Annotated in this window: 12 protein-coding genes; 7 read left to right on the forward strand and 5 right to left on the reverse strand. The window is 62.9% G+C overall.

The features are described from left to right. Positions 1-638: 638 nt before the first annotated feature. The 7 genes from fliL to fliR all read left to right on the forward strand — a co-directional run bounded on the left by fliL (position 639) and on the right by fliR (position 5,361). Positions 639-1,145: a flagellar basal body-associated protein FliL gene (fliL, locus tag PQR67_RS35110; protein WP_408467386.1), complete on the forward strand. Its 507-nt coding sequence runs from the start codon at positions 639-641 to the stop codon at positions 1,143-1,145. Between the two features lie 50 nt (positions 1,146-1,195). Next, positions 1,196-2,194 (forward strand): flagellar motor switch protein FliM, encoded by a 999-nt coding sequence (gene fliM, locus PQR67_RS35115; RefSeq protein WP_408467387.1) that lies wholly within the window; start codon positions 1,196-1,198, stop codon positions 2,192-2,194. After that, positions 2,187-2,651 (forward strand): flagellar motor switch protein FliN, encoded by a 465-nt coding sequence (gene fliN / locus PQR67_RS35120; RefSeq protein ID WP_408467388.1) that lies wholly within the window; start codon positions 2,187-2,189, stop codon positions 2,649-2,651. Before fliM ends, fliN begins: the two co-directional genes overlap by 8 nt. After that, the gene (gene fliO / locus PQR67_RS35125; protein WP_408467389.1) at positions 2,648-3,340 is read left to right on the forward strand and encodes a flagellar biosynthetic protein FliO; all 693 of its coding nucleotides are present in this window, start codon (positions 2,648-2,650) and stop codon (positions 3,338-3,340) included. The genes fliN and fliO overlap by 4 nt, the downstream gene beginning before the upstream one ends. Further along, positions 3,340-4,182 carry a flagellar type III secretion system pore protein FliP gene (fliP, locus tag PQR67_RS35130; RefSeq protein ID WP_408467390.1) on the forward strand — a complete coding sequence of 281 codons (843 nt, stop codon included), beginning with the start codon at positions 3,340-3,342 and terminating at the stop codon, positions 4,180-4,182. Before fliO ends, fliP begins: the two co-directional genes overlap by 1 nt. Before the next feature lie 80 nt (positions 4,183-4,262). After that, a complete protein-coding gene (gene fliQ, locus PQR67_RS35135) occupies positions 4,263-4,532 on the forward strand; it encodes a flagellar biosynthesis protein FliQ (protein ID WP_028198519.1) in 270 nt (89 codons plus the stop codon). Positions 4,533-4,578: 46 nt separating this feature from the next. Beyond that, on the forward strand, positions 4,579-5,361 hold the full coding sequence (fliR, locus tag PQR67_RS35140; protein WP_408467392.1) for a flagellar biosynthetic protein FliR: 783 nt from the start codon (positions 4,579-4,581) through the stop codon (positions 5,359-5,361). Positions 5,362-5,433: 72 nt separating this feature from the next. On the opposite strand, the gene flgL is transcribed toward fliR, so the two are convergent. From flgL to PQR67_RS35165, 5 genes are all read right to left on the reverse strand, one after another. Continuing rightward, on the reverse strand, positions 5,434-6,654 hold the full coding sequence (gene flgL, locus PQR67_RS35145) for a flagellar hook-associated protein FlgL (protein ID WP_408467393.1): 1,221 nt from the start codon (positions 6,652-6,654) through the stop codon (positions 5,434-5,436). A gap of 10 nt (positions 6,655-6,664) precedes the next feature. Further along, positions 6,665-8,647 (reverse strand): flagellar hook-associated protein FlgK, encoded by a 1,983-nt coding sequence (gene flgK, locus PQR67_RS35150; RefSeq protein WP_408467394.1) that lies wholly within the window; start codon positions 8,645-8,647, stop codon positions 6,665-6,667. A 97-nt stretch (positions 8,648-8,744) separates the two neighbouring features. Then, on the reverse strand, positions 8,745-9,518 hold the full coding sequence (locus PQR67_RS35155; RefSeq protein ID WP_408467395.1) for a flagellar brake protein: 774 nt from the start codon (positions 9,516-9,518) through the stop codon (positions 8,745-8,747). Positions 9,519-9,967: 449 nt separating this feature from the next. Then, the gene (gene flgJ, locus PQR67_RS35160; protein ID WP_408467396.1) at positions 9,968-10,963 is read right to left on the reverse strand and encodes a flagellar assembly peptidoglycan hydrolase FlgJ; all 996 of its coding nucleotides are present in this window, start codon (positions 10,961-10,963) and stop codon (positions 9,968-9,970) included. A 12-nt stretch (positions 10,964-10,975) separates the two neighbouring features. Beyond that, complete coding sequence (locus PQR67_RS35165) at positions 10,976-12,136, reverse strand: flagellar basal body P-ring protein FlgI (RefSeq protein WP_408467397.1); 1,161 nt, start codon at positions 12,134-12,136, stop codon at positions 10,976-10,978. Position 12,137: the final 1 nt, after the last annotated feature.

A 12,137-nucleotide genomic window follows, 5' to 3' on the forward strand; every position in this document is an offset into this window, starting at 1 on the left:
TCTTAAGCGGGTCCCCCGCGCAGCCACGGTAGTGGTGCATCTGGAATCCGTGCTCTCGCACATTTAGCCCTGGTGACACAGCAGTCATTCTTCCGGCGGCGCTGCGCGCGCCGAGCGGTCCTTCATGAAGCCACCCGTCAGTTTTCACTCCCCCGGTTTCCCCGGCAAACCCGTCCGCGACGCACGCAGTGCGGAGTGGGAACGGATGAGCCCTTTGTCACGTACGTAAAAGGCGCGAGGACACAGATTCCAGATGCACCACTATCGTGGCTGCGCGAGGGACCCGCTTATGTGCTGGCGGTGTGAGCCGCTTTCTTTGCTTATCTTTCTTTGCGGCGGCAAAGAAAGTAAGTGCCCCCCCGCACAGGGGGAACGCTAATAAACCGATAAGAAAGCAAGGAAAGGCCAAAGCAATCAGAGCAAGAAAAGGCCACGCCCATAAGCGCACAGACAACAAGCGCTGCAAAAAGCAAAAACAAAAACCAATCCCAAACCAACCCGCGCCGCCAGGCGCCCCCCGCCCAAATGGGCAAAAACCAGAGATAGCCCTCAATAACCCTTCTTTTCGACCCATCGCGCCGCAGGCAAATCAACAACAATCACCCTCACCAGCAATAAAGGCAAGCAAAGCAAACCTCATGGCAACCACGACCGCAAACCAGCAAGTCGCGCCCGCTTCCCCGGGCCCCTTGAAGCGCATCATCCTGATCGTCCTCATCGCGATCATCGCCGCAGGCGCTGCCGGCGCGGGTGTGTGGTTCTTCATGTCCAAACGCGCCCCGGCCCCCGCGTCAGCGGATACCGTCAGCGCACCCGCGCCACTCCCCGTGCCGCTGTTCTTCCCGCTCGAATCAATGACCGTCAATCTGCAATCGGACGACGGTCAGCAACACTTCCTGCGTATCGGTCTGACGCTCAAGCTCAACGACGCGAAAACCCAGCAGGAACTCACCGACCATATGCCGGAAGTGCGCAGCCGCATCCTCCTCGCCCTGTCGAACAAACACCCGGAAGACCTCGCGCCGCTAGAAGGCAAACGCGCACTGGCCACCGAACTCCGGACGCTGATCGAAGAGCCGACCGATAAGGGCGTCGCGCCAATCCGTGTCCAGGACGTGCTGTTCACCGAATTCGTCGTGCAGTGAGCCTCCTTCACGCCGCCATCATTAACCGCCGGACGCACGAGGAATAAGGAATGGGCCACGAAGAGTTCATGTCCCAGGAGGAGGTCGATGCCCTCCTCAAGGGCGTCACCGGTGAGTCCGACTCGGAAACCGAGCAGACCGACCGTGCAGGCGTACGCCCGTACAACATCGCGACGCAGGAACGCATCGTCCGCGGCCGGATGCCCGGCCTCGAAATCATCAACGACCGCTTCGCGCGTCTGTTGCGCGTCGGTATCTTCAACTTCATGCGGCGCTCGGCGGAAATCTCCGTCGGACCGGTGAAGGTGGTGAAGTACAGCGAATTCACCCGCAACCTGCCGATCCCGACCAACCTGAACCTGGTCCACATCAAGCCGTTGCGCGGTACGTCGCTGTTCGTGTTCGACCCGAATCTGGTGTTCTTCGTGGTCGACAACCTGTTCGGCGGCGACGGGCGCTTCCATACCCGCGTCGAAGGCCGCGATTTCACGGCAACCGAGCAGCGCATCATCATGAAGCTGCTCAATCTCACGTTCGAGCACTACGCGGCGTCGTGGAAAAGCGTGCGCCCGCTGCAGTTCGAATTCGTGCGCTCGGAAATGCACACGCAGTTCGCCAACGTGGCGACACCGAACGAAATCGTCATCGTCACGCAGTTCTCGATCGAGTTCGGCACGACAGGCGGCACGCTGCACATCTGCATGCCGTATTCGATGATCGAACCGATCCGCGACATTCTCTCGTCGCCGATCCAGGGCGAGGCGCTGGAAGTCGACCGCCGCTGGGTCCGCGTCCTGTCGCAACAGGTGCAGGCAGCGGAAGTGGAGCTGACCGCCGACCTGGCCCAGGTGCCGGTCACGTTCGAACAGATCCTGAATATGCGCAAGGGCGATGTTCTGCCGATCAACATCCCCGAACACATCACGGCGAAAGTCGATGGCGTGCCGGTGATGGAGTGCGGTTACGGAATTTTCAATAGTCAGTACGCGTTGCGGGTCCAGAAAATGATCAGCGCAGCCGACACGATGAAGGATGGTGGATATGAGTGACCTGAACGCAAAGACTGAGGCCGAACTGGCCGCCAGCGAGGCGCAACTGGCCGCCGACGCAGCCAGCGCCGAAGACGACGCGGCGATGGCCGACTGGGCCAGCGCGCTGGCCGAGCAGAACGACAATACGGAAGTCAGCGCGACCACCGCTGGTGTGTTCCAGCCGCTCTCGAAGGTCGAGCCGACCTCGACGCGCAACGACATCGACATGATCCTGGACATTCCCGTTCAGATGACCGTCGAGCTCGGCCGCACCAAGATCGCGATTCGCAACCTGCTGCAACTCGCGCAGGGCTCGGTCGTGGAGCTGGACGGCATGGCAGGTGAACCGATGGACGTGCTGGTCAACGGCTGCCTGATCGCCCAGGGCGAAGTGGTGGTCGTGAACGACAAGTTCGGTATCCGTCTGACGGACATCATCACGCCGTCCGAACGCATCCGGAAACTCAATCGATGAAACGCGTTGCCGGTCGCGCCATGCTGCATGCGTCGCGCCATGTTTTCAATCGCGCTATGCCCGCAGCGCCAGCAGCAGCGACCGCAATGGCAACAACGTCAGCCGCCACTTCGGCATGGGCGTTCGCACTGGTCGCCGTGGTGAGCTTCGCCTCATCGGCCGCGCACGCAGCCGACATGAACGCGGTCAACAACGCCGCGAACATCGCCGCGAACATCGCGTCGGGTGTCGGTGCCGGCACGGCCGTTCCGGCGCTCGGCGTGGGCGCGGTGTTGCAGACCATCGTCGGCTTGCTGGTGGTGATCGGTCTGGTATTCGCCTGCGCATGGCTCGCACGGCGCTTCGGCTTGCAGCCGGCCAATCGCGCCGGCCTCGTGAAGACGATCGGCGGCGCCTCGCTCGGCGGCAAGGAGCGGGTCGCGGTAGTGGAGATCGGCGACACGTGGCTCGTGCTCGGCACGGCACCCGGCAATGTGCGTCTGCTGCACACGATGCCCGCCGGCTCAGCCGCGTTCGATTCCGTCGCAGGCGCGCAAGCGGCTACACCCGGTGGGCCTGATGTTTCGGGTGGCTCGGGTGCGTCGGATAAAGACACCGCGTTGCCCGGCACCTTCGGCCAACGCTTTCGCGACGCTTTGCGCGGCGAAGTAGGCAAACGTTTCAGTGGGCAAGGCAACGGGGATCGGTAATGCAGTTCAGTCTTCAATCAGTGCGACCCGTGCAATCGGATCGTCGAGCGCACACCACTCGCATGTCTTGCGCCGCCTCGAAAGTCGTTGCCGTTCTGCGCCGCGTCGCGCCGGTCGCGTTGCCGGCGCTGATGCTCGCACTGCCGACGCTGTCGTTCGCACAAGCCGCCGGCTTGCCGGCCTTCAATACGAGCCCGGGCCCCAACGGCGGCACGACCTATTCGCTGAGCGTGCAGACGATGCTGCTGCTCACGATGCTGTCGTTCCTGCCGGCGATGGTGCTGATGATGACGAGCTTCACGCGCATCATCATCGTGTTGTCGCTGCTGCGTCAGGCGCTCGGCACGACCACCACGCCGCCGAACCAGGTGCTGGTCGGTCTCGCGCTGTTCCTCACGCTGTTCGTGATGTCGCCGGTGCTCGACAAAGCCTATAACGACGGCTACAAACCTTTCTCCGAAGGCTCGATGCCGATGGAGACCGCCGTCAACCGCGGCCTCGCGCCGTTCAAGACATTCATGCTGCGCCAGACTCGCGAAAGCGATCTCGCGTTGTTCGCCCGTATCTCGCACGCAGCGCCGATGCAAGGCCCGGAAGACGTGCCGCTGTCGCTGCTGGTGCCGTCGTTCGTGACGAGCGAACTGAAAACGGGCTTCCAGATCGGCTTCACGATTTTCATCCCGTTCCTGATCATCGACATGGTGGTGGCGAGCGTGCTGATGTCGATGGGGATGATGATGGTGTCGCCCGCCACGATCTCGCTGCCGTTCAAACTGATGTTGTTCGTGCTGGTCGACGGTTGGCAATTGCTGCTCGGCTCGCTCGCGCAGAGCTTTGTTTAGCCGGTTCGCTTAGGTACATCACTTAGTTGCGCCACCCGGCTGCGTCACTCAACCCCTCACGCTTGCGCATCGAAATCGCCATGAATCAAGAATCCGTCATGACGCTCGCGCACCAGGCCATGTATGTCGGCCTGCTGCTCGCCGCGCCGTTGCTGCTGGTCGCGCTGGTGGTCGGTCTGGTGGTGAGCCTGTTTCAGGCTGCCACGCAGATCAACGAAACCACGCTGTCGTTCATTCCGAAGTTGCTCGCGATCGCGATTACGATGGTGATCGCCGGTCCGTGGATGTTGACGACCATGCTCGACTATCTGCGCCAGACGCTCACCAACATCCCGTCACTGGTCAACTGAGCGCGGCCCAGGCCTTCGCCCGGCGCTTGCCTCCTCCCCTTCCGCCATGTTTTCCGTCACCTACGCCCAACTGAACGCCTGGCTCACGGCGTTCCTGTGGCCGTTCGTGCGGATTCTCGCGCTGGTGGCGACCGCGCCGGTGCTCGGCCACCGCTCGCTGCCCACGCGCGTGAAGATTGGCCTCGCGGCTTTCATCACGATCATCGTCGCGCCCACGCTCGGCGCGCTGCCGCAGGTCACGGTGTTTTCCGCCGAAGGCGTGTGGATCATCGTCAACCAGTTCCTGATCGGCATTGCGCTCGGCATGACGATGCAGATCGTGTTTCAGGCGATCAGCGCCACCGGCGATTTCGTCGGACTCGGCATGGGCCTCGGCTTCGCAACATTCTTCGACGCGCAGGCGAGCAGTTCGAGCCAGGTGCTGTCGAGTTACATGAACACCATCGCCATGCTGGTGTTTCTGGTGATCGACGGCCATCTGCAGATGATCAGCGCGCTACTGGCCACCTTCCAGTCCGTGCCGGTGTCGGCGAACATCCTGGGCGCAACCGGCTGGCGCACTCTGGCGAATTTCGGCAGCACGGTGTTTTCGGCGGGACTGCTGCTGTCACTGCCGGTGGTCGTCGCACTGCTGATCACCAACCTCGCGCTCGGTATCCTGAACCGCGCCGCACCGCAAATCGGCGTGTTCCAGATCGGCTTTCCGCTGACGATGCTGATCGGCATGCTCCTTCTGCAACTGATGATCCCGAACATGATTCCATTCTTCATGCGCCTCTTCGACGTCGGTATCGATCAGATGGGACGGGTGGCGGCCGGGTTGAAGTAACGCGGAAAACACAAAGGGCGGAACCGGCTCACACCGGCTTCCGCCCTTTCCTGTTTCAGACTACTGTCCCGCTCAGTTCAGGTACTGGAACAGCGAAACGCTCTGAATTTTCACGAACGCCTGCTGCGCCGCCTGCAGCGCGTTTTGCGCCATCGTGTATTGGCCGATCGTCTTGACCATGTCCGTTTGGGTCAGATCCGCCAGGTTGCTCGCCGTCTGCAGCGTGTTGGTCTGCGTGACCGTCTGCAATGCCTGCACTTCCTGCTCGCGGCCGCCCACCGCCGCTTGTGCCGTCACGACGTTGTTCATCGTGTTTTCGAGCTGGGTCATGCTGGTGGTCAGCGCGCTCTGGTAGCTGGCCGTCGAGGCGCCGCCCGATACCGGCGTTTGCAACGTGGTAATCAACTGGCTCAGGTTGGCGAACACATCCGTGCTGGCTTGCGTGGCCGGGGTCACCGTGAAACTGTCGCCCGCGTTCGGCGCGCCGGTGATGTTCACCGTCTGGCCGCCAAGCGTGATCGCCGAGCCGGCCGTGAACGGTTGCGGTCCACCCGTGGTCACCGCGCCGGACGGCGTGGTTTGAGTCACCGTGTAGGTGGTCGCCGACGTGAAGGCAATACTGTACTTGTTCGCATTGGCCGGGTTGGTCGGGTTCGTCATGCTGACAGTGCTGATCACGCCCGTACCCGAGTTGCCGGTCGTCGCGGCCGGCACCGAGCTGGTGCCGATCGCGGCCACGCTGTTGAAGATCGCGATCCCGTTGTCACCGGTCTGAATGGTGTGCGTGGGCGTGATCTGCATGGCAGGCGTGCCGGTATCGCCCGAATAGGTCACCGCGCCGGCCGAGTTGGTGGTGTACGGCTGCGCAGTGCTTTGATACCCGCCGAACAAGGCGTTGCCCTGCGGGTCGGTCGAATTGGCAAGCGTTACCAACTGGCTGCGCAAGCTCTGCAATTGCGTCGCGAGCGAACCGCGGTCGCCGTCGTTCAGCGAACCGTCGCCGGCGCGTAGCACCAGCGTGTGAATGCTCTGCAACACCGTATTGACGCTGCCGAGCGTCGAATCTTCCTGTTGCAGCGAAGAGAGCGCCACAGTCTGGTTGGTCGTGTACTGCGCCAGGTTCGCCGCCGTCGAGCTCAACTGCACCGCCTGCGCGGCGCCGAGCGGATTGTCCGATGGCGTGGAGAGGCTCACGCCGCTCGAGATCTGTGCGTACAGTTGCGACAGTTGAGCCTGCTGATTGCTCATCGTCGAAACGTTCATGTTGAAGTACTGCATGCTGGAGATACGCATGTTCAACGCCTCACTGGAATATGCCGAGTAGCGTCTGGAACAGGGTCTGCGCGGTCTGGATGACCTTGCTGTTCGCCTGATACAGCTGCTGATACTGAAGCAGGTTGGCTGCTTCTTCGTTGATGTTCACGCCCGAGACCGACTGCTGCGCGGTGGTGATCTGCGTCACCAGCGCGGTCTGCGCCGTGCTCGACGTCTGAATCTGGTTGGTCTGGTTGCCGATCTGGTTGACGTAGTTCGCGTACGCGCCCGTCAGCGTGACCGTGCCGCCGGCCATGGCCTTCGCGCCGGACAGGTTCGACAGCGCCAGTGCATTGCGGCCGTCGTTGCTCGCGCCGGTGTTCGGGCCAATGGTGAACGTGTCACCGCTGGCCGGTGCGCCGCTGATCGTCACCGACACGCCGTTCATGCTGCCGGCCGCCGCGTTGTTGATGGTCAACGTCGCGCCGGTGGTCGACGAATACGGAATGACCGGCGTCGTGGTGGTGTTGTAGGTGTTGGTGGTCGGCGGCGTGCCGGCCGTCACCGTGACTGTCGAGCCGGCCGGGAAACCGGTCAGGCCGGTGCCGTTGTACGACAGCGTGGTGGTCGCGTTCGGCATCGTGTAACCGGCCGTCACCGTGCCTTGCGTGATCGTGCCGGTGCCGGTGTTGCTCGCGGTCGCGGAGCCGAGCACCGGTGCGGCGGCGGCGATCGCCGACGGGTCCGCGGTCGCGCTGTTGAAGCTGTTCAGCGCGCCGCGGGTCGGTTCAACCGTGAACGAGTCGCCGGCCTTCATCGCGCCGGTGGTCGAGAAATTCAGTCCGTTGATCGGCTGGGTCAGATTGGTCGCCGAGCCCACCACGTTGCCGGTCGAATTGTCGGTCAGCGTGTAGGTGGTGCCGTTGAAGGCCAGCGTGTAATCGCCGGTGGTCGGTTGCGCGGGATTCGCGAACGAGACGTTCAACTGCGCGTTGCCGGTATTCTGCGTGTTCGCGTAGACGGTCGGGCCGCCCACCGAGAACAGCGCGCCGCCCTGGGTGCCGGCGAGCGTAATGCCGAGGCTGTTCTGCGCGTTGACCTGCGAGGCGAAGCTCACCGCAATCGCGCCAAGCTGTGCTTCGGCCGGATCGAGCGTCTGGCTGCGGAACGCGAGCAGACCGCCCAGTGTACCGCCGGTCACTTTGCTGTCGGGCAGGTTTTGCGGCGCGGCAGCCGGGTTTGCACCGGCCTGGCCGAGATACTGCACCGACAATTCGCTGGTATCGCCCGTCGAAGGCGCTGTGCCCAGGTTGTAGCTATTGGTGGAGGACACCAGCGGCTGGCCGTTGCTCATGAACACGCTATAGCTGCCGTTGCTGTTCACGACGTTCACGCCGATCAGTTGCGACAGGTTCGAGACGGCGAGATCGCGCTGATCCATCAACTGGTTCGGCGGCTGCCCTTGCGTGCTGGCCTGGGAAATCTGGCCGTTCAATTGCGCGATCTGCTGCGTATAGCTATTGATCTGCGAAACGGTGTTGCCGAGCTGCGTGTTGACGCTCTGGCGCAGCGCGTCGTATTGCTGGCCGGCGGCATTAATCTGGTTCACGAGCGTCTGCGCGCCGCTCATCGCGGTCTGGCGGGTGGCCAGACTGGAGGCGTTGTTCGAGACGTTCTGCAGACCGGTGAAATAGCTGGTGATCGCGCTCGCGATGCCGGCGGTCGGGCTGCCGACCAGATTATTCAGCTGCGAGATCAGTGTGTTGTACGTCGACAGCGAGCCGCCCGAACTCTGCGCGTTGTTCAACTGAGTGGTCAGATACTGGCTGTACTGGCGCGTCACGGTGACGGTCGAGACACCTTGCGGCAGATAGCCGGAACCCGTGTACTGGCCGGCGCTTTCCGCGTAGACCGGGGTTTCGATCGTGTAGCCCGGCGTCGACGCGTTGCTGATGTTCTGGCCGGTCGTCGTAAGTCCCCACTGGGCTGCGTTCAGTCCACTGAGTCCGAGATTGATGAGGTTGCTCGACATGCGTCATCCTGAAGGGCGACACCGACCGCTTGCCGCCGCGTTACTTGAACATCCTGTTTAACGGCCCTCACGAAGAAAAATTGAGGGTCGTCCCGCATCAGCGCACCAATGAACGGCGCTTCATTTCGAGTTGCGTGATCAGACGTTGCAGCGTGTTTTCGGCGCTGCCCGGCAGCGTCAGAAAACGGAAACCAAGTTGATAGCGCTGGGTGCCGTTCGGCAACGCGGTGGAACGGTGCGACACCAGTTGCAGATCGAGCGAAAGCCGGCCGAACCCACCGAGCGACAGTTCGCAATCCTGCAACTGCACACCCATCGGCAATTCGGCCACGCGTTCATCCGCGGTGCGCATGCCGACGCCGCCGAGCGACAGGTCATGCACCTCGAAACGGAACGTGTCGCCTTCGGGCAACCGGCCGCTGCACACGTACGGTTCGAGAATCGGCGCATCGACGCGGAAATACTCGCGGCGCTGCACGTAGAACAGGACTTCGGGGAAGTCGGCCTCGAATGCGGGCAGTCCTTCGTAGCGGGTTTCGCGCGGCGTGGCGGTCCCGAACTCGACGCGCACACCGTCGGGCGATGCATGGAACTGGCAGCGCGGTGCGCCCAGCAAGCCTTTGTTCTGCTCGGAGAGCGCGCCCCAATCGAACGTGAAGGTGCGCCCGCGCACGTCGACCTCGAGCAGGCGCGTCACGAGTTGCCCGCCCGCATACTCGACGGTGAGGAAATCGCCTCGATTGACGAGGTTGCGCAACTGAACGCCGATCTCCAGCGGATTGCGGCGGCCGAAATCGGGGGTGTTTTCGTCTAGCTGAGCGTGCGACTGGCCGGGTGCGTCGGTCTGGCCGTACGACTGGTTAGTATCCATGGGCTTGCCGGTATGCATGTTCTTGCGGGCGCGTGCCAGGGCTCCTGCCGGGGCTTTCGCGCGGTCTTCGTCGAAGCCGCAGCACGCGCATTCAACCGGACATTACAACGCTTTCCGGTATCGGGTCTAACTGATTAGCGGCAGCATTCAGCCAAAATTTAGGGCGTGTAATGAAATATTTGCCACAAACGTTAGAACGCCGATATTCGATCAGCTGAATCCGGGTGCATCGAAACCAGCCGGCAAGCGGCGGCGCTCATTGGAAATCATGGCAATCGTCGGTAATCCCGTCGCTTATGCGGGTGGACCGGCCGCCCCTGGGCGGCCGGCCTCGTCCGTCTTGTTATGCACCTGGCCCCGTCGCGTGCATACTTTATTCGAGAAAATCAGACTGCATAAACTGATTGGCTGCGCATCCTTTGCAACCGCACCGCCGTATTAACGGCAGCTCAGCCCATTTTCTGCATGATGGACATCAGTTTCTTCGCGTAATGCGGATCGGTTGCGTAACCCGCGCGCTGCATGCCATTGGCAAAGCCATTCACATCATGCGCGGAATTGATCACCTGCGCGTAACGCGGGTTGCCCTTGAGCAGGCCCACGTAGTCGGACATCGCTTCCTGATACGAGTCGTACGCACGGAATTTTTCAACCTTGCGCTGCGGCTTGCCGTTTACATACTCGGTCGTGACCGTCGAGACGGTCTTGCCGGTCCAGTCCTTGGTCGCCTTGATGCCGAACACGTTGTGGCTGGTCGAGCCGTCCGACTTCTTGATCTCGCTCTTGCCCCAGCCCGATTCGAGCGCGGCCTGGCCGATGATGAAGCGCGCCGGAATACCGGTCGCGGCGCTGGCCGCTTGCGCCGGCTCGGCCAGTTTGTCGACGAAGGCATCGACCTTCGGCGAGCTGCCATCGCCCTTGAGCGGCGGCGTCAGCGCGCTGTTGGCCGAGTAGCCCTTGCCCATCGCCAACTGGCCGTTGGCCTGCGCATTGCCGTAGGCCTTGGCGAGCGCGTTCAGCGCCGCGGTCTGGCCTTCGTCGCCGCCGCTGCCGCCGCCCAACGCATTGGCCATGCCGGCGAGACCACCGCCCGCGCCGCTGCCGCCTGTCTGGATACCCTGATTGCGCATCATCTGCTTGAGCATCGCGTCAGCCACGCCGATGCCCTTCTGCGAAAGCTGTTGCGACAACTGCTGATCCATCATCGACGTGAAGGTGGCGCTATCGTGCGAATCGAACGGACCGTCCTGCGGCGTCGCATCGCGCATGCTCTTCAACATCATCTGCGTGAACACCGCGTCGAACTGCTGCGCGGCCATCTTCATGCCGGCCTGCGGCGAAGCCTTGGCCTGCGCGCTCAATTTGCCGAAGCCCTGCACGTCGAGCGCGAAGCGCTGGGTCAGGTCGTTCGCCATATTGGCGGAGTTGGTCGTATCCGAATTCATCCTGTGTCTTCCTTAGATGATTTCAAGGTCGGCGCGCAGAGCGCCCGCCGCTTTCATGGCCTGCAGGATCGACATCAGATCCGCGGGCGTGGCACCGAGTGCGTTGAGCGCCTTCACCACTTCGGCGAGGTTGGCGCCGGCGGTCACCATCTTCAGTGCGCCGTTGTCCTGCTTCATCTGAATCTGCGACTGCTTGGCCACCACCGTCTGGCCGTTCGAGAACGCGCCGGGCTGACTCACCACCGGCTGCGTATTGATCACCACCGACAGATTGCCGTGGGCCACCGCGCAGTTTTGCAGCGTGACCATCTGGTTCATCACGATCGAACCGGTGCGTGCGTTCAGGATCACCTTCGCCGCGGCTTGCGCCGGCTTGACGTCGAGGTTCTGCAATTGCGCCATGAAGGCGACCTGCTGCTCCGGATCGGACGGTGCGCGCAGTTGAACCGTGCGGCCGTCGAGCGCCGTGGCCGTGCCGCTGCCGAATGCATTGTTCACCGCGGCCACGACGCGTTGCGTGGTGTCGTAGTCCATCTCGTTCAGGTCGAGTTGCATCGTGCCCGCCTGCGATACCGAGGTCGGCACCGCGCGTTCGACGATGGCCCCGCCGGCAATGCGGCCCGCATTGAGCGTGTTCACCTGCACCTTGCTGCCGTTCGCGCTCGCGCCGGCGCCGCCGACCGCCAGATTGCCCTGGCCGAGCGCATACACCTGGCCGTCCGCGCCCTTCAACGGCGTGAGCAGCAGCGTGCCGCCGCGCAGGCTTTTCGAGTTGCCAAGCGACGACACCGTCACGTCGATGGCTTCGCCCGGACGCGCGAACGGCGGCAGCACCGCCGTTACCATCACCGCGGCGACGTTCTTCAACTGGATGTTCGACAGCGACGATTGCTGGTTGGTCGAACCCGCCGCCTGGTTGTTGATCGAGATGCCGAGGTTCGCCAGCATGTTGGCGAGCGTTTGGGTGGTGAACGGCGTCTGCGTGGTCTGGTCGCCCGTGCCGTCGAGACCGACGACGAGGCCGTAGCCGATCAGCGGGTTGTCACGCACGCCCTGAATCTGCACGAGGTCCTTCAGACGCTCGGCGTGCGCGGGCGTGGCGGCCGGCAGCGCGGCGCAGGCAAGCGCAACGAGAGCGAACGCGCGGCCAAGGCGGGAAAAGACGGTACGCATG

The sequence above is a fragment of the Paraburkholderia fungorum genome (genome assembly GCF_046026025.1).
GTDB classification, from domain to species: Bacteria; Pseudomonadota; Gammaproteobacteria; order Burkholderiales; family Burkholderiaceae; genus Paraburkholderia; species Paraburkholderia fungorum_E.

Bases quoted from the DNA above. Each gene is read 5' to 3' on its own strand.
- fliR (WP_408467392.1), top strand. From the start codon at position 4,579: ATGTTTTCCGTCACCTACGCCCAACTGAACGCCTGGCTCACGGCGTTC.
- flgL (WP_408467393.1), bottom strand. From the start codon at position 6,654: ATGCGTATCTCCAGCATGCAGTACTTCAACATGAACGTTTCGACGATG.
- PQR67_RS35165 (WP_408467397.1), bottom strand. From the start codon at position 12,136: ATGCGTACCGTCTTTTCCCGCCTTGGCCGCGCGTTCGCTCTCGTTGCG.
- fliO (WP_408467389.1), top strand. From the start codon at position 2,648: ATGAAACGCGTTGCCGGTCGCGCCATGCTGCATGCGTCGCGCCATGTT.
- flgJ (WP_408467396.1), bottom strand. From the start codon at position 10,963: ATGAATTCGGATACGACCAACTCCGCCAATATGGCGAACGACCTGACC.
- fliN (WP_408467388.1), top strand. From the start codon at position 2,187: ATGAGTGACCTGAACGCAAAGACTGAGGCCGAACTGGCCGCCAGCGAG.
- fliQ (WP_028198519.1), top strand. From the start codon at position 4,263: ATGAATCAAGAATCCGTCATGACGCTCGCGCACCAGGCCATGTATGTC.
- flgK (WP_408467394.1), bottom strand. From the start codon at position 8,647: ATGTCGAGCAACCTCATCAATCTCGGACTCAGTGGACTGAACGCAGCC.
- fliM (WP_408467387.1), top strand. From the start codon at position 1,196: ATGGGCCACGAAGAGTTCATGTCCCAGGAGGAGGTCGATGCCCTCCTC.
- fliL (WP_408467386.1), top strand. From the start codon at position 639: ATGGCAACCACGACCGCAAACCAGCAAGTCGCGCCCGCTTCCCCGGGC.
- PQR67_RS35155 (WP_408467395.1), bottom strand. From the start codon at position 9,518: ATGGATACTAACCAGTCGTACGGCCAGACCGACGCACCCGGCCAGTCG.
- fliP (WP_408467390.1), top strand. From the start codon at position 3,340: ATGCAGTTCAGTCTTCAATCAGTGCGACCCGTGCAATCGGATCGTCGA.